At 73.2% G+C, this 16,732-nt stretch carries 12 protein-coding genes; 7 read left to right on the top strand and 5 right to left on the bottom strand.

Going from position 1 to position 16,732, the window contains the following annotated elements:
• Positions 1-80: 80 nt before the first annotated feature.
• The 3 genes from ACIO5D_RS13495 to ACIO5D_RS13485 all read left to right on the top strand — a co-directional run bounded on the left by ACIO5D_RS13495 (position 81) and on the right by ACIO5D_RS13485 (position 6,303).
• The gene (locus ACIO5D_RS13495) at positions 81-3,059 is read left to right on the top strand and encodes an AfsR/SARP family transcriptional regulator (RefSeq protein ID WP_400659149.1); all 2,979 of its coding nucleotides are present in this window, start codon (positions 81-83) and stop codon (positions 3,057-3,059) included.
• Between the two features lie 590 nt (positions 3,060-3,649).
• Complete coding sequence (locus ACIO5D_RS13490; protein ID WP_400659151.1) at positions 3,650-4,414, top strand: class I SAM-dependent methyltransferase; 765 nt, start codon at positions 3,650-3,652, stop codon at positions 4,412-4,414.
• 56 nt (positions 4,415-4,470) lie between these two features.
• The gene (locus ACIO5D_RS13485) at positions 4,471-6,303 is read left to right on the top strand and encodes a SpoIIE family protein phosphatase (RefSeq protein ID WP_400659153.1); all 1,833 of its coding nucleotides are present in this window, start codon (positions 4,471-4,473) and stop codon (positions 6,301-6,303) included.
• Positions 6,304-6,364: 61 nt separating this feature from the next.
• On the opposite strand, the gene ACIO5D_RS13480 is transcribed toward ACIO5D_RS13485, so the two are convergent.
• Positions 6,365-8,554, bottom strand: a complete 2,190-nt coding sequence (locus tag ACIO5D_RS13480) for an MMPL family transporter (RefSeq protein ID WP_400795160.1) — start codon at positions 8,552-8,554, stop codon at positions 6,365-6,367.
• Between the two features lie 169 nt (positions 8,555-8,723).
• Between ACIO5D_RS13480 and ACIO5D_RS13475 the strand changes: the two genes are divergently transcribed.
• Positions 8,724-9,341 carry a TetR/AcrR family transcriptional regulator gene (locus ACIO5D_RS13475; RefSeq protein WP_400659158.1) on the top strand — a complete coding sequence of 206 codons (618 nt, stop codon included), beginning with the start codon at positions 8,724-8,726 and terminating at the stop codon, positions 9,339-9,341.
• A gap of 49 nt (positions 9,342-9,390) precedes the next feature.
• On the opposite strand, the gene ACIO5D_RS13470 is transcribed toward ACIO5D_RS13475, so the two are convergent.
• Positions 9,391-10,341, bottom strand: a complete 951-nt coding sequence (locus ACIO5D_RS13470; protein ID WP_400795158.1) for a LysR substrate-binding domain-containing protein — start codon at positions 10,339-10,341, stop codon at positions 9,391-9,393.
• A gap of 194 nt (positions 10,342-10,535) precedes the next feature.
• On the opposite strand from ACIO5D_RS13470, the gene ACIO5D_RS13465 reads away from it, so the two are divergent.
• The 3 genes from ACIO5D_RS13465 (at position 10,536) to ACIO5D_RS13455 (ending at position 12,101) form a co-directional block, all read left to right on the top strand.
• The gene (locus ACIO5D_RS13465; RefSeq protein WP_363607435.1) at positions 10,536-11,087 is read left to right on the top strand and encodes a peroxiredoxin; all 552 of its coding nucleotides are present in this window, start codon (positions 10,536-10,538) and stop codon (positions 11,085-11,087) included.
• Positions 11,088-11,090: 3 nt separating this feature from the next.
• Positions 11,091-11,633, top strand: a complete 543-nt coding sequence (locus tag ACIO5D_RS13460) for an alkyl hydroperoxide reductase (protein ID WP_363607434.1) — start codon at positions 11,091-11,093, stop codon at positions 11,631-11,633.
• 129 nt (positions 11,634-11,762) lie between these two features.
• Positions 11,763-12,101, top strand: a complete 339-nt coding sequence (locus ACIO5D_RS13455) for a hypothetical protein (protein ID WP_400795156.1) — start codon at positions 11,763-11,765, stop codon at positions 12,099-12,101.
• A 37-nt stretch (positions 12,102-12,138) separates the two neighbouring features.
• Here the strand turns inward: ACIO5D_RS13455 and ACIO5D_RS13450 are convergent, their stop codons facing one another.
• The 3 genes from ACIO5D_RS13450 to ACIO5D_RS13440 form a co-directional block, all read right to left on the bottom strand.
• Positions 12,139-13,602, bottom strand: coding sequence for an AI-2E family transporter (locus ACIO5D_RS13450; protein WP_400795154.1), 1,464 nt, complete (start codon positions 13,600-13,602; stop codon positions 12,139-12,141).
• 466 nt (positions 13,603-14,068) lie between these two features.
• On the bottom strand, positions 14,069-14,842 hold the full coding sequence (locus ACIO5D_RS13445) for a transglycosylase SLT domain-containing protein (protein ID WP_400659162.1): 774 nt from the start codon (positions 14,840-14,842) through the stop codon (positions 14,069-14,071).
• A gap of 452 nt (positions 14,843-15,294) precedes the next feature.
• Positions 15,295-16,629, bottom strand: a complete 1,335-nt coding sequence (locus ACIO5D_RS13440) for a PhoH family protein (RefSeq protein WP_363607430.1) — start codon at positions 16,627-16,629, stop codon at positions 15,295-15,297.
• Between the last annotated feature and the right edge of the window lie 103 nt (positions 16,630-16,732).

Here is a 16,732-nt window from a genome sequence, read left to right as displayed (position 1 = left end):
GCCTAAGCTGATGCGACCGCAGCGGGACCGCCGAACGCCCTGTACGTGCAGGGCACCGCCACAGGTCATCGGGGGAATTCATGGAGCCTCAGGAAACGCCGCACAGTTCGACGCTGCGCTTCCAGGTGCTCGGTCCGGTGCAGGCGTGGCGCGGCCCGGAGTCGCTCGCGCTGGGCTCTCCGCAGCAGCAGGCGGTGCTCACCTCGCTCCTGCTCCAGCAGGGCCGCCCGGTCGCCACCCAGGATCTCGTCGACGGCCTCTGGGGTGATCGCCCCCCGCCGCAGGCCATCGCCGCACTGCGCACCTACGTCTCCCGCCTCCGGGCGGTGATCGAACCGCATCGCGAGGTTCGCGCACCGGCCGAGATCCTCATTTCGGTGAGCGACGGATACGCCCTGCGGACTTCCTCGGAAGCACTCGATCTCACGGTCTTCGAGACCACCGTCGCGCAGGCCACCGCGGCCAGGGCCGACGGCGACCTGTTCGAGGCCCACCGGCTGCTGGTGTCGGCACTCGGGCTGTGGAGCGGCCGGGCCCTGGCCGGAGTGCCGGGGCCGCACGCCGAGACACAGCGGAGCCGCCTCGCCGAGCGCCATGTCTCGGTGTGGGAGGAGTGCTGCGCCGCCGCGCTGGAGATCGGTCAGCACACCGAGGTCGTCTCCGAGCTGAGCTCGCTCACCGCCGAACACCCGCTCCGGGAACGGCTGCGCGAACTCCTGATGCTCGCGCTCTACCGCTGCGGCCGGCAGGCCGAGGCGCTCGGCGTCTACACGGACACCCGGAAGCTCCTGATCGACGAGCTCGGGGTCGAGCCCGGAGCCGGCCTGTCCACCATGCACGCGCGCATCCTCGCGGGAGATCAGGCCCTGACCCCGGACCCGCCCGCGCGACCGCACAGCCGGAGCCGGGACGACGGCTCCGCGGTCTCCCCGGCGCCGGCCCAACTGCCCGCCGACGTCTCCGACTTCAGCGGCCGGACCGCACTGGTCGCGGAACTGCGGGCGACCCTGCGCAACGGCACCGGCCAGGCGGTCGTGGTGACCTCGCTGGCCGGCATCGGCGGCGTCGGGAAGACCACCCTGGCCGTGCATGTCGCGCACAGCGTGCGCTCCGAGTACCCGGACGGCCAGCTCTACGTCGATCTGCGCGGCGCGGGCGCGTCCCCCGCCGACCCCGCCGTCGTACTCGGCGACTTCCTGCACTCGCTGGGCGCCACCGAACTGCCCGACTCGCTGGAGCAGCGGGCGGCCCTCTACCGCTCCCTCCTGGCCAAGCGCCGCATGCTGATCCTGCTGGACAACGCCCAGGACGCCGACCAGCTGATGCCACTGATCCCCGGCGTGTCCGGGTGCGCGGTGCTCGCCACCAGCCGGTCCCGGCTGGCCGGAATTCCCGGCGCCCACCTGGTCGACGTCGAGGAGATGACTCCCGAGGAGGCCCTGGCGCTCTTCTCCACCATCGTGGGTGAGCAGCGGGTCGCCGCCGAACCCGACGCGGCGCTGGCCGTGGTCTCCTCCTGCGGTTTCCTGCCGCTCGCGGTGCGGATCGCCGCGGCGCGGCTGGCCAGCCGGCCTCGCTGGAGCGTCTCCGATCTGGCCCGGCGGTTAGCGGACCAACGGCGGCGGCTCGACGAGCTGCAGCTGGGCAACCTCGCGGTGGAGACCACCATCGGCCTCGGCTACGGCCAGCTCCGGCCCGACGAGGCCCGCGCGTTCCGTCTGCTCTCCCTGGTGGACTCGCCCGACCTTCCGCTCGACGCGGTGGCGGCGCTGCTCGGGGAGGAACAGGCGTACGCCGAGACGCTGGCGGAGTCGCTGGTCGAGGCGAACATGCTGGAGTGCTTCACACCCGGCCGCTACCGCTACCACGACCTGCTGCGGCTGTACGCCCAGCGCAAGAACGAGAAGCTGGCGGACTCCGCCGAGCAGGAGCGCGCCGTTCTCCGGCTGCTGGAGCACGTGCTGCCGACCATGCGCAACGCCGCGCAGGCCATCGAGCCCGACGACCAGCTGCCCGAACCGCTCGACGGGCTGAAGACGCCCGGGCTCGCCCTGGCGACCGGGGCGGCGGCACAGCAGTGGCTGCGGACCGAGGTCGGCATGCTGCTGAGCACGGTGGAGGCCGCGGTCAACGGGCCGTCCGCCCTGCTGCGGCCCGCTCTCGATCTGCTGATCGCGCTCAACAGCATCGTCGAGGACCCGACGCACGGTCCCCGCACGCGCCGGCTGCTGGAGACCGCCGAGTCCAACGCGCAGGCGCACGGGGACACCCAGGCCCTCGCCCGGGTCCATTTCGCCCTCGGGACGCTGGAGTACTTCGCCAACAACTTCCAGGGCGCCGAGCGCTCGCTGCGGGCCAGCCTGGACCTTCAGGGCACGGACGACATCACCGTGCTGCGCTCGATGGTCGCCAACATTCTCGGGATCGTGCTGAGCGTCTCCGACCGCGCCGCCGAGGCCCTGCCGTTCTTCGAACAGGCCCTGGCGATCAGCCGGGTCATCGGGTTCCCCATCGGCGAGGCCCGGCTGCTCGGGAACATCGCCCGCGCCCAGCTCAACGCGGGGCAGAGCGAGTCCGCGGTCCGTTCGGTGGAGGAGGCGGCCGTCACCGCCCGGCGTTCCGCGAACGGGCCCTGCCTCGCGGACACCCTCTACCAGCTCGGCGTGGTGCTGTCCTCGACCGGTTCGCCGGCCGAGGCGGTCGCGCACCTGCGCGAGGCCCACCAGCTCTACCAGACCCAGCAGAACCGGCTCCGCGAGGGCTACGCGCTCGCCCGGCTCGCGGTGAGCCTGCTGGCGAGCCGGCAGACCGCCGAGGCGGCCGAGGCGGCGGGCGAGTCGCTGGCGATCGCCCAGGAGATCGACGGCGCCTACTGCCAGGGCCTGGCCAACGCCGCGCTGGGCGAGGCGCTGCTCGGCCTCGCCCAACCGGCGCGTGGACTCGCGTGCCTCCAGGAGGCCCACGCGATCTTCATACGGCTCGGTGTGCCAGAGGCCTCCCCCGTGGCGGACCTCATCTCCCAGCAGCACACCGAGCCCCTCTGTCCCCCCGCGCCGTAGACCTCCGACGTCCCCCGACATCCCCCCGTGGAGGTCTCCCCCGATGCGTTCGGTGCCCCCGCAGCCCCCCGGCTGCGGGAGCACCCTCAACGCTTCCCCGGCGCTGGTTCCACTCTGCACCGGACCGATTGACGTTCGATAAACGCCGGGTCGTCGGCCCGCCGGACCGCCCGCTCGCAGGTCGGCGGCGCAGGTCAGCGGCGCGGCTCGAACGCGCCATGCGGCGTGCGGTCCCGGCCCGCACCACCTCGGCCCGCACCGTCGTGCTTCCGCAACCCGGGCCACACCACCCCAACCGCGACGAGTTGGCTGGAAAGGGACCCTATGGTGGAGTGATCACGCATATTCTCAGATGCCAGTACACACACGAGTGCACCTGTCCGGCGGAGCATCCGGAAACGGCAGCGCGCAGGCGCTCCCACGGTGCAGAGTGTCTCTGTGCAAAGTGTCAGAGTGCAGTCAGAGTGACGCGGGGAGCGTGACGTACCGCCACCGGCAGCTGGCCGGCGGGGCAGCGCGGGCGCCGGGAGGACGGCGGCCCGGCCTCGTACAGCCGACCGGAGGCCAGGGTGGAAGGGTGCCTCTCAATCGTGACGACCGGACAGATATCCGACCCGTTCCCCGTCGACGAGGACGCGGGTGACGACGAGCCCGACGTGCTGCGCCGCCGGGCCGCTCGCGCCCTGCAGGCGGTCGCCTTCGACACCATCGGCACCGGCTACGCCGAGGCGTTCCCCGCCAAGGACGGACAGCTCGCCTGCGGCCACCGGCTGCTGGCCGCGCTCGAACCGGGTGCCGCCGTCCTCGACGTCGGCTGCGGCGCCGGTGATCCGACCGTCCGGCAGCTGGTCGCGGGCGGTGCGCACGTCACCGGTATAGACCTTTCGGACGTTATGCTCACGCTGGCCCGGCAGGCCGGCCACGGCGGCCCGCACCCGCCCGCCTTCCACCGCATCGACCTGTACGACCTGGCCACCGAACGGGCCGACCGCGCCTGGAACGTCCCCGAACTCGGGCCGCGCGGCCGGGGCACCTTCGCCGCCGTCACCGCGTTCTTCTCCCTGATCCTCCTCCCCCAGGACGAGATCCCCACCGTGCTCGCCCGGCTCCGCGAACTGCTGCGGCCCGGCGGGCTGCTGGCGCTCGGCATGGTCGAGGCGGATCTGGATCACGTTCCCCTCCCGTTCCTCGGCCGGGAGCTGCGGATCAGCGGGTATCTGAGGGAGGATCTGGAACGGGTACTGGTGGAGTCCGGGTTCGCCGTCGAGGAGCGGTCGGGGCATTCCTACGCACCGGCCAGTACCTCGCTGCCGCCGGAGGAGCAACTGTTCCTGTGCTGTCGACGCGTCGGCTGACCACCCGCCAGACCAGAAGAGCCAGTACTCCCCACCGATCCCCAGGACAGGCAGCCGTGCGCGACCAGCTCAAACCCGAGGCCGGACAGCCTCCTGCCGTCCCGAACCGGCGCCGCCCGCCGGACACCGCGGACGGCCGGACGGGCGACGACCCCGGACAGGTCGCCGAACGGCTCTCCTACCTCGACTCCGCCACCCGGCGGATCAACAGCGCGCTCGACCTCGCCGCCACCCTGCGCAACATCTGCCGGGTCCTGGTCCCGGCCCTGGCCGACGCCGCCGTGGTGCACCTGCGCGACCCGCTGCCCAACGTCGAGCGCGAGCCCGGTTTCCCGGACGAGCTGCGGATCCACCACAGCCACGGCACCCGGCTCGGCCGCCGCGGCCGCCCCAGCGGCGGGGCCGACCACCGCAACTCCCGCTACGCCACCCGGTACGGCTCGCGCTCCACCGCCGACACCGGGCCCGCCACCCCGGTCACCCGGGGCGGAGCACTCGCGCACGCCCTGCTGAGCCGCCGCCCGGCCGAGCCCGCCGTACTCGGCACCCCCGGCGCCGAACGGACCGCCGGGCTGCTGCGCGAGCTGTACGGCGCCCGCGGACTGGCCCGGCTCGGCCCGGGCACCTCTGTCCTCGCCCTGCCGCTGCGCGGCCGCAAGGCCGTCCTGGGGATGCTGGTGCTGATCCGCCGGCCGTCCGAGAAGACCGGCCGCCCCACCTTCGACGCCACCGACACCGCCACCGCCGCCCACCTCGCCACCCAGGCGGGCCTGGCGATCGACACCGCCCTGCGGTACGCCCGCGAGTGGGAGATAGCCAACGAACTCCAGCGCAGCATGCTGCCGTTGCGCCTCCCCCAGCCGCACGGCGTCCGCCTCGCCCAGCGCTACCTGCCCGGCGAGCGCGGCGCCCAGGTCGGCGGCGACTGGTACGACGCCGTCCCGCTGCCCGGCAACCGGGTGGCGCTGATCGTCGGCGACGTGATGGGCCACTCGCTCACCTCGGCCGCCATCATGGGCCAACTCCGCACCAGCGCCCAGACCTTGGCCGCGCTCGACCTGCCGCCGCACGAGGTGCTGTACCACCTCGACGAGCAGGCCCAGCGGCTCGGCCGGGAACAGCACCTGGCCACCTGCGTGTACGCGGTCTACGACCCGATCGCCAACCGGGTGGTGCTCGCCAACGCCGGGCACGTACCGCCGGTGCTCGTCCAGCCGGACGGGACGGCCGAGTTGCTGGAGCTGGACGCCGGGGCGCCGATCGGGGTCGGCGGCGTCGACTTCGCCTCCGTCGAACTGCCCGCACCGCCCGGCTCCTCCCTGCTGCTCTTCACCGACGGCCTGGTGGAGACCCGCAGCCGCCCGATCAGCGACGGGCTGGAACTGCTGCGCGCCCGCCTCGCCAGCGCGCAGCGGCACACCCCCGAGCAGCTCTGCCAGGAGGCGCTGCGCATCCTGCCGCCGGGCGACCGGGGCGACGACATCGCGCTGCTCGCCGCCTGCTTCGAGGGCATCCCGGCCGGGGACGTCGCGCACTGGTACCTGCAACCGCGCAACGAGACCCCGGGGCGGGCCCGTCGGCTGGCCGCCCACACGCTGCGCCGCTGGGGCCTCGACGAGCTCTGCGAGGCGACCGAGCTGATGGTCAGCGAGCTGGTGACCAACGCGGTGCAGCACGCCACCCGCCCGGTCACCCTGAGCCTGGTCCGCACCACCCGGCTGCGCTGCGAGGTCGGCGACGACAGCCCGCTGCTGCCCCGGCCGCGCCGCATCGGCCCGGAGGACGAACGCGGGCGCGGGCTGCAGATAGTGGCCCGGTGCGCCGAGCGCTGGGGCGCCACCCGGCTCGGCACCGGCAAGGTGGTCTGGTTCGAGCAGCGGCTGCCGTGACCGGCGGACGCCCGGTGGTCCCCGCGGACCACCGGGCGTCCCCGGGCCGGCCCGGAACGGGTCAGACCGGCTCGGCCACCTTCACCGGCCCGGGCCGCTCCTCCAGGTGGGCCATCAGCTGCTCGCCCTCCATGTCGACCCTCGGCACCACCTTCTCCAGGCTCTTCGGGAACCACCACGCCGCCCGGCCGAACAGCGCCATCGCGGCCGGCACCAGGGCCATCCGCACCACGAAGGCGTCCACCAGTACGCCGGTCGCGAGCGCGAAGCCGATCGGCTGGACGATCGGGTCGTGGCCGAAGACGAAGCTGCCGAAGACCGCCACCATGATCAGCGCCGCCGCGGTGACCACCCGCGCGCCGCCCCGCACCCCGGCGACCACCGCGTCCCTGGGCGCCATGCCGTGCACATGGTGCTCCTTCATCCCGGAGACCAGGAACAGCTCGTAGTCCATCGCCAGCCCGAACAGCACCCCGATCAGCAGGATCGGCACGAAGCTCACCACCGGCCCGACCTTCGGCACGTCGATCACACCGTCCAGCCAGCCCCACTGGTAGACGGCGACCACCGCGCCGAGCGACGCCGTGATGCTGAGCAGGAACCCGGCCACCGCCTTGAGCGGCACCAGGATCGACCGGAACGCCAGCGCCAGCAGGACCATCGCGATGCCGACGATCACCGCGACGAACGGCGGCAGCGCCTGCCCGAGCTTGGTGGAGACGTCGATGTTGGCTGCCGTGGTGCCGGTGACGTCGATCCGCGCGCCGGTCGCGGCCCGCAGTCCGTCGCGCTGGTCGCGGATCCCGGAGACCAGCGCCTTGGTGTCCGCGTGGTCCGGGCCGGTCTCCGGGATGACGGTCAGCAGCGCCGTCCGGCTCACCGGGTCGACGGTCGGGGGCAGCAGCGTCCGCACCCCCTTGAGCGTGCCCAGCTTCTCCGCGACGTCCTGCACCGCCTGCTCCGGCCGCGGCGCGCCCTGGGCGTCCACGACCACCACCAGCGGAGCGTTGAAGCCGGGCCCGAAGCTCTCGCCGATCAGGTCGTACGCCTTGCGGGCGTCCGTTCCGGCGGCCTGCGAGCCGCCGCCCGGCAGGCCGAGGGTGAGGCTCGCCGCCGGCACCGCGAGGGTGACCAGCGCGGCCAGCCCGGCGAGCAGGACGGGCAGCGGCCGGCGCACCACGAACCGGGCCCAGCGCTCACCCATCGGCGGCCGGCCCGGTTCGGCCCGCGGCGCCCGCCGGCGGACCGGCAGCCGGTCGACGGCCCGCCCGGCGAAGCCGAGCAGCGCGGGCAGCAGGGTGATCGCCACCAGCACCGCCACCACCACCGCGCCGGACGCGGCCAGGCCCATCACGGTGAGGAACGGCACGTCCGCGACGGCGAGCCCGGCGAGCGCGACGACGACCGTCAGCCCGGCGAAGACCACCGCGCTGCCCGCCGTCGCGTTGGCCCGCGCGGCGGCCTCGTCCGGCTCCAGGCCCTCGGCGAGGTGCCGGCGGTGCCGGGAGACGATGAACAGGGCGTAGTCGATGCCGACCGCCAGGCCGACCATCAGGGCCAGCACCGGCGCGGTGGTGATGATCTCGAACGAACCGGAGAGGGCCAGCAGCGCGGCCATCGCCACGCCGACCCCGACGAAGGCCGTCAGCAGCGGCAGCCCGGCGGCGACCAGGGAGCCCAGCGTGAGCACCAGGACCACCCCGGCGACCGCGAGGCCGACCGCCTCGCCGCCCTCGACCTGTGCCATCCGGTTGTACGCGTCGCCGCCGAAGGCGACCGTCAGCCCGGCGGCCCGGGCCGGCTCGGCGGCCGCCTTCACCGCGTCGCGCTGCTCGTCGGTGATGTCCGCGAGCTTGCGGTCGAAGGAGACCAGGGCGATCGCGGCCCTGCCGTCCGGTGAGACCGCCCCGGTGGCATACGGGTCGGGCGCGGCCGCGACGCCGGGCACGCCGGCTATCCGGCCGACCGCCTCGGTGACGGCCCGGCCCGCCTCGGGAGCGGCGATGCCGCCCGGCCCGGCGGCGGCGAAGACCACCTGCGCGGAGCCGTGGCCCTGGGCCGGGAAGGTGTCCTTGATCCGGTCCAGCGTGCTCTGGGCCTCGGTGCCGGGCACTTTGAACTCGTCGCTGGTCTTGCCCGCGAACGCCCCGGCGGCGCCGCCGACCGCGATCAGCACGGCGAGCCAGACGGCGAGCACGGCCCGCCGTCGGCGGAAGCAGTAGCGGCCAAGGCGGTACAGATACGTGGCCATGAGTGAGCCCTCGGTCAGGTCGGTCGGGCAGCCGAGTGCCCGAACAGGTCGCCCACTACCGTAGGGGCAAGTTTGTCATCTGACAAAGTCGTTCGACAGGGCCGCTCGACCGAGTCGATGGGTCACGTCGTTCGACCACGTCAATCGACCAGAGCGCTACCCTGTCCCAATGGCTCACGTCCCCGCCGCCGAAAGGCGTCCGCAGCTCGTCCAGGCGGCCATCGACCTCATGGCCCGCGAGGGCGTCCCCGCCGGCAGCACCCGGGCGATCGCGGCCGAGCTGGGCGTGGCGCAGGCGACGGTGCACTACACCTTCGGCACCAAGAAGGACCTGTACCGGGCCGTGGTGGAGCAGCTGATGGCCGACTTCATCGGCCAGGTGCGCGCCGCGGCCCCGGGCGAGGGGCCGTTCGGGGAGCAGGTGCGGGCGCTGGTGCACGCGCTCTGGGCCAGCACCACCGGGGAACCGGGGCGGTGCATCCTGCTCGCCGAGCTGGAGACGCTGGCGATGCGCGACCCCGGTCTGCAGGACATCATGCGCGGACTCCAGGACGAGATGGAGCGGACGGCGGCGGGCATCATCACCGCGCTCGCCGAGGCGCACGGCCAGCCGCTGGCGCGGCCCGCGCACGACATCGCCGTCCACTTCCTGGCCGGCTTCGACGGCCTCTGCGGGCGCTATCTGGTCCTCAGGGACGCCGGCCCGGCGGCCGAAGCGGAGGCGGTCCGGGCGCTGGACCTGCTGGTCGCCACCACGGTCGACCTCTGCGCCGCACCGCCCGCCTGACCACCGCCCGCCTGACCACCGCCGGCCGGTCTGCCACCGGCCGCCGCGGCTACTGGACGATCCGGACCGGCAGTTCCACCAGCACCTCGCGCAGCGAGGCGGCGAAGCGGTCGTACTCGCCGCTGCGGGCGGAGCCCGGCCGGGTGGCGAGCCCGATCCGACGGCCCGGCGCGGGGGCGGCGAAGCGGACGGCGGCCAGCCGGTCGGTGCGGCCCGCCTCGACGTCCAGGGCGGTGGCCGGCAGCAGGGTGACCCCGAGACCCCCGGCGACCAGCTGGACCAGGGTGGAGAGCCCGGCCGCCCGGGTGGTGGAGCCGCCGGGATCGGCGCCGACCTCACGGCAGATGTCGAGCGCCTGGTCGCGCAGGCAGTGCCCCTCCTCCAGCAGCAGCACCTCCAGGTCGAGCAGCACGTCGCGCGGAACGTCGATCCGCCCGGCGAGCGGATGCCCGGGCGGGGTGACCAGCACGAAGTCCTCGTCGAACAGCGGGACGTCCCGGGTGGGCGAGGCCCCGCCGGCCGGGAGCGCGAGCAGCAGCACGTCCAGCCGCCCGGCGGCCAGCCCCTCCAGCAGCGAGGGCGTGCGCTCCTCGTGGACGTGCAGCTCCAGCTCCGGGTAGCGGTCGCGGACCAGCCGCAGCACGGTCGGCAGCAGATAGGGGGCGACGGTCGGGATCACCCCGAGGTGCAGCGGTCCGGTGAACGGGCGGCGGGCGGCCTCGACCTCCTCGGTGAGGGCCTGCACGGAGGCCAGCACCCGGCGCGCGTGTTCGACCACACGCTCCCCCAGCGGGGTGACAATGACCTTGCGCGTCGTACGCTCGACCAACTGCGCGCCGAGCGACTCCTCCAGCGCCGCGACCGCCCCCGACAGAGCCGGCTGGCTGGTCCCGGTGGCGGCCGCCGCCTCCCGGAAGTGCCGGTGCTCGGCCACCGCGACGAACGCCCTGAGCTGGGCGACCGTGGGTGTGCGGGGGCTGCGGACTGTGGCGCTCGACACAGTCGCGTCGGGTTTGCGCGAGGCGCCCTTGCGGGGCCTGGCCCCAGCGGGGGGCGGCGGGGTATTGATAGCTCTCTCCGATCAGACACAACGAGTCTAGCTATTTCCCTGATCAGTCCACGATGTGGAATCGTGGAGGGCGTTCCGCAATCCGGACAAAACTCCCCTCAGTCTCACCTTCAGGAGAAGCGAACGTGCTCACGATCGGTGACAAGTTCCCCGAGTTCGAACTCAACGCCTGTGTCGACCTGGACGCCGCGAACGCCTTCGCCGAGATCAACCACAAGTCCTACGAGGGCAAGTGGAAGATCGTCTTCTTCTGGCCGATGGACTTCACCTTCGTCTGCCCGACCGAGATCGCCGCGTTCGGCAAGCTGAACGAGGAGTTCGCCGACCGCGACGCCCAGATCCTCGGCATCTCCGGCGACTCCGAGTTCGTCCACCACGCCTGGCGCAAGGACCACAAGGACCTGCGCGACCTGCCGTTCCCGATGCTGGCCGACGTCAAGCACGACGTGATGCGCGCCTGTGGCGTCGAGGCCGCCGACGGCACCGCCCAGCGCGCGGTGTTCATCGTCGACCCGAACAACGAGATCCAGTTCGTCATGGTGACCGCCGGCTCCGTCGGCCGTAACCCCAAGGAGGTCCTGCGGGTGCTGGACGCCCTGCAGACCGACGAGCTGTGCCCGTGCAACTGGACCAAGGGCGAGGACACCCTCGACGCCCAGGCCCTGCTGGCGGGCTGACCCATGGCCCTCGACGACCTGAAGTCCGCCCTCCCGGACTACGCCAAGGACCTCAAGCTCAACCTGAGCGCGGTCATCGGCAACTCCGACCTCCCCGCCCAGCAGCTCTGGGGCACCGTGCTCTCCTGCGCGATGGCCACCCGCAGCCCCGCGGTGCTGCGTGCGCTGGAGCCCGAGGCCAAGGCCAACCTCTCCCCGGAGGCGTACAACGCCGCCAAGGGCGCGGCCGCGATCATGGGGATGAACAACGTCTACTACCGGACGCTGCACCTGCTCTCCGACAAGGAGTACAGCAGCATGCGGGCCGGTCTGCGGATGAACATCATCGGCACTCCGGGCGTCGAGAAGGTCGACTTCGAGCTCTGGTGCTTCGCGGTCTCCGCCATCAACGGCTGCGGCCAGTGCCTCGACTCGCACGAGGCCGTGCTCCGCAAGGCGGGCGTCGAGCGCGAGGTCGTCCAGGCCTCGATGAAGATCGCCGCCGTGCTCCAGGCCGTCGCGGGAGTCCTCGACTCCGAGGCCGCGCTGGCCGACGTCGACGCCTGACACCTGGCGCCGCACCACGCGGGCCCCGCCGGACCTTCCGTCCGGCGGGGCCCGCGCGCGTTCGCACCGGAACCGCTACGGCGGCGCGGGCGTCCGGGACAGAGAAGATCAACCCTGGGGGAGAGCGCCATGACCGACGCCGGCCGGCCGGAGGCGGAGTCGCTGTGGCCGACCCTCGCGTTCATCAGCTGGGGACTGGTGGCGATCGCCGTCGCGGGCTGGGCGGCGATCGGCGGGGTGATGGCGACGGCCTGGGCCGACGACACCGACGGGCTCCGGCGGGCCGCCACCGTGTTCCTGCCCCCGCTGCTCGGCCCGGCCATCGGCGCCGCCCTGGCGTGGACGGCGATGGCGCTCACCGCCCCGGCCCGGCAGTGGGCCGGAGCGATGAGGACGGCCCTGACCGGCGGCGCCGCCCTGCTCGGCGGCATGGCCTCGGCCTTCGGCTGGGCCCTGATGCCGCTCTGACACCCGCTCCGGCCCCGGCCGGGAATCCGCGGCCCCCTCAGGGCGCCGGGGTCTGCGGCGCCGTCGCGGCGGTGCGCCCGGCGGCCTCGCGGGCGGCCTCCAGCGCGGTGAAGACGGCCTGACCGGCCTCGTTGCGGCGGCGCAGATGGGTGACCACGGTGTTGGTGACCGCGATCAGCGGCACCGCGACGATCGCACCGCCGATACCGCCGATGATGCTGCCCGCGGCGACGCCCAGCACCACGCCCAGCGGGTGGACCCGGACGGCCCGGCCGAGGATCAGCGGCTGGAGCACATGCCCCTCGATCTGCTGGACGGCGACCAGCACCACCAGCACCATCAGGGCGGTGAACGGCCCCTCGGTGACCAGCGCGATCAGGACCGCGACGGTGCCGGTGACCAGCGCGCCGACCAGCGGGACGAAGGCACCCAGGAAGATGATCACGGCCAGCGGCAGCGCCATCGGCACCCCCAGCAGCTCGATGCCGATCCCGATGCAGACGGCGTCGATGAAGGCCACGCAGACGGTGCCGCGCACATACGCGGTGAGCGTCGCCCAGGCCTTCGGCCCGGCCCCGGCCATCGCGTAGCGGGAGTGCCGGGGCAGCCCGCGCAGCGCCCAGTTCCAGATCCGCTCGCCGTCGTAGAGGAAGAAGAAGGTGGTGAAGAACGCCAGCAGCACGGCGGTCAGCACCTCGACGGCGATCTGCGCGCCGGTCAGGCTGGCCGAGGTGATCTGCTCGGTGTTGGTGCTGATCGCCTTGGTGATCTGGTTGGCGAAGTCGGTGATCTGCTGCTGGGTCAGGTGCAGCGGGCCGGTGATCAGCCAGTCCCGCAGCTGGTCGACACCGGCCTGGACCTTGGTGGTGACCGTCGACAGGTTGGTGGTCACCTGCCAGACCACGAACCAGCCGACCAGCCCTATCCCGGCCAGACCGCTCATGAACACCCCGCCGGCGGCCAGCGAGCGCGGTACGCCGTGCCGGCGCAGCCAGGAGACGGTGGGCTCCAGCAGCGCGGAGATCAGCAGCGAGGCCAGCACCGCGAAGGCGACCAGCCGCAGCATGTCGACGACCATGAAGACGACGTAGAGCGCGGCGCCGAGCAGCAGCAGCCGCCAGGTCGACTCGGCGGCCACCCGCAGACCCCACGGCACGGCCTCGGCGGGGGTGGCGGGCCGCCCGAGGTGCGGCTCCCGTCCGAACGCCGCGTGCGGGGCCGGCCCCGGAACCGGTGCGGGCCCGGGCTCCCCGGCCGTCCCGGGCAGGGCCGGCGGCACGGGGGCGGTCTCCGCCCGCGGCGCCGGAAGCGGTCCCGCCACCGCGGCGATCGCCGCGGCCTCGACCCCGGCCCCGGACTCGATCTCGGTCCCGGTGACCGGTGCCCCGGCGAATTCGGCCGCCATCGCGGCCCGTCGGCGCCGCTCGATCACGGCGGCCGCACTGGCCACCACGGCCACGCCCTTGGCCACGACCTTGAAGGCCTTCCCGCCCCGCGCCATCCCTGCTACCACCACTCCCCGCCGGGCCGCCGTACCCGGCGGTACGCCGTGGGTCCTGCCACGGCCGTCGGGGATGACGCTACCCGCCCGGCGGGCCGTGAGTCCGGCGGGCCGGGCGGTTCCCCGCCCCCGGCGGCGATCGGCCGGCCCGGTCCGGTCCCGGACCGCCCCCGAGCCGGCGCCCGAATCAGGGCGAACCATCGGAAACAGGTGGTTTCAGGCAGGGGGCAGCGGGGAGGAGCCCGAACGGGGCCCGGAGCCATCTGTCGGCGGACCGGCCGGTGCGGGGAGCAACCAGGACCCCTTCCCGCGCCCCGCGTCCGCACCCAGGGCCGCACCGCCCGCGAGCGCACTGGTCAGCGCGGCCCGGGCGGCGCGGCCCGCTCGTCCCAAGCGGAACGGCCCCCGACCGGAGAGCGGTCGGGGGCCGTTCGGCGGCTCCGGTGGTGGCCGGTGCCGGTGGTTCCTAGTACCAGTGGTGCGACTGCCAGAACGACCAGGCGCCACAGGGGCTGCCGTAGCGGCTGTTCATGTAGCTCAGGCCCCACTGGATCTGCGTCGCCGGGTTGGTGCGCCAGTCGGCGCCCGCCGAGGCCATCTTGGAGCCGGGCAGCGCCTGGACCAGGCCGTAGGCGCCGGAGCTCTTGTTGGTGGCGGTGTAGTTCCAGCCGCTCTCGCGCTTCACGATCTGGCTGAAGCACTGGAACTGCGCGTCGTTGCCGACGATCTGCTGGGCGAGCGCCTGCACCGAGCCGGGGCTGGCCGAGACCGGCGGAGCCGAGGTGTCGGTGGCGGACATCGACGAGCGGGCCTTGGAGCGGTTGGCGGCGGCCTCGTCGGCCTTGCGCTTCTCCTCGGCCGCCTTGGCGGCCTTCTCCGCTTCGGCCTTCTCCGCGTCGGCCTTGGCCTGCGCGTCGGCCTTCGCCTGGGCATCGGCGGCGGCCTGCTGACGCGCGGCCTCCTCGGCCGCCTTCTTCTCGGCGGCCTCCTTGGCGGCGGCGTCGGCCGAGGCCTGCTGGGCGGTCGCCTGCTGGCCGATGTTGTCACTGATGGTCTGCGCCTGGGCGCCAGAGGGGACTTCGGCAAGCAGGGTCGCGCCGGCGACATCGACCGTCTGCGTCGTCTTGCCCTCGCTGCCCGAGGCCACACCCACGACGGCACCGACAGCGGTGACGGCGGTGGCGGAGGCCACAGCAACTCCCCGGACCGAGATCCGAGTCACATGGTTTCCTTCCAGCATCGCCCACGCGTGACCGTGCGGGCGCAACCTGCCCCTTGGCGCTGCCCTCCGTACGGTGCTGGTCACGGGAGGTACTGACCCGGCGTCCGGCCGAGGTGAGGCGACCGGGCGTTGCGATCGGGCGGCGTACGGCTAGTCGGTGTTCAATTGTGCGTCCACTCAACAGAGTTGGCGGACTGTCCGGGTCGGACTCCCGAGACTCCGGAAGCCCTGTCACGCCGTACGCGGGGCCTGACAGAACCCTCACCATGCCGCACCGGGCCGCGTCGACGCAATTCCCTGTTGCGTGGCGCATCTCACATTCACCACACCGGAGTTCTTCGGACAGAAAGCACTCGATGTGATGAAAAGGGCGGGGGCCCGCCCCGTCAGGAGCGGGCCCCACGCCCAGAATTGACCATATTGTCCGACTATGACCGAATGGGGCGGTCAGGCCGGAACAGCCCCCCGGCTCACGGGTTGATGTCCTCCAGCATCTCCGTGACCAGCGCCGCGATCGGCGAACGCTCCGAGCGCGTCAGCGTGATGTGCGCGAACAGCGGATGCCCCTTCAGCTTCTCCACCACCGCCACCACCCCGTCGTACCGGCCCACCCTGAGGTTGTCCCGCTGCGCCACGTCGTGGGTGAGCACCACCCGCGAGCCCTGGCCGATCCGGGACAGCACCGTCAGCAGGACGTTGCGCTCCAGCGACTGCGCCTCGTCCACGATCACGAAGGCGTCGTGCAGCGAGCGCCCCCGGATGTGCGTCAGCGGCAGGACCTCCAGCATCCCCCGGGAGATGACCTCCTCGATCACGTCCGGGGTGGTGACGGCGGAGAGGGTGTCGAAGACCGCCTGCGCCCAGGGGCTCATCTTCTCCGTCTCGGAGCCCGGCAGATAGCCGAGCTCCTGGCCGCCGACCGCGTACAGCGGCCGGAAGACCATCACCTTGCGGTGCTGCCGCCGCTCCAGCACCGCCTCCAGACCTGCGCACAGCGCCAGCGCGGACTTCCCGGTGCCGGCCCGGCCGCCCATCGAGACGATGCCGACCTCCGGGTCGAGCAGCAGGTCCAGCGCGACCCGCTGCTCGGCGCTGCGCCCGCGCAGTCCGAAGGCCTCACGCTCTCCGCGCACCAGCCGGACCCGGCCGTCACCGGTCACCCGGCCCAGCGCCCGGCCGCGCTCGGAGCTGAGCACCAGTCCGGTGTGGACGGGCAGTTCGGCGGCGCCCTCGATGTCCACCGCGGCGTCGTGGCCGGCCGCGAACAGCGCGTCCACCTCGTCCGCCGCGACATGCAGTTCGGACATGCCCGTCCAGCCGGAGGTGATCGCCAGCTCGGCCCGGTACTCCTCGGCGAGCAGGCCCACCGAGCTGGCCTTGATCCGCAGCGGCAGGTCCTTGGAGACGACCGTGACGTCGTACCCCTCGGCCTGGAGGTTGCGGGCCACCGCCAGGATCCGGGTGTCCGCCTCGCCGCCGCCGGCGCGGTAGCCGACCGGCAGTATCGACAGGTCGGAGTGGTTGAGCTCGACCCGGATGGTGCCGCCCAGCTCGCCGACCGGGATCGGCTCGTCCAGCCGGCCGAAGCGGATCCGGTAGTCGTCGAGCAGCCGCAGCGCCTGACGGGCGAAGTAGCCCAGCTCCGGATGGTGCCGCTTGGCCTCCAGCTCGGTGACCACGACCACCGGCAGGACGACCTCGTGCTCCTCGAAGCGGGTCATCGCGAGAGGGTCCGCGAGGAGCACGCTGGTGTCGAGAACGTACGTGCGCCGGTCTGGCGTCCGGCGGCTCTTGGAACTGACCACTAGGCCTCCAGAGCGGATGACCCTGCGTCATCCGCGGCAAGCCGGCCCCCGCTGCCCCGGTGGCCTCGGGGCCGGTCTGACTGGAGTATTCCCAGGCGAGGGA

Source organism: Kitasatospora sp. NPDC087315, assembly GCF_044744345.1.
Classification (GTDB): domain Bacteria; phylum Actinomycetota; class Actinomycetes; order Streptomycetales; family Streptomycetaceae; genus Kitasatospora.
Note: the sequence above shows the minus strand (reverse complement) of the source record. Positions and strands in the feature narration are given on the sequence as shown.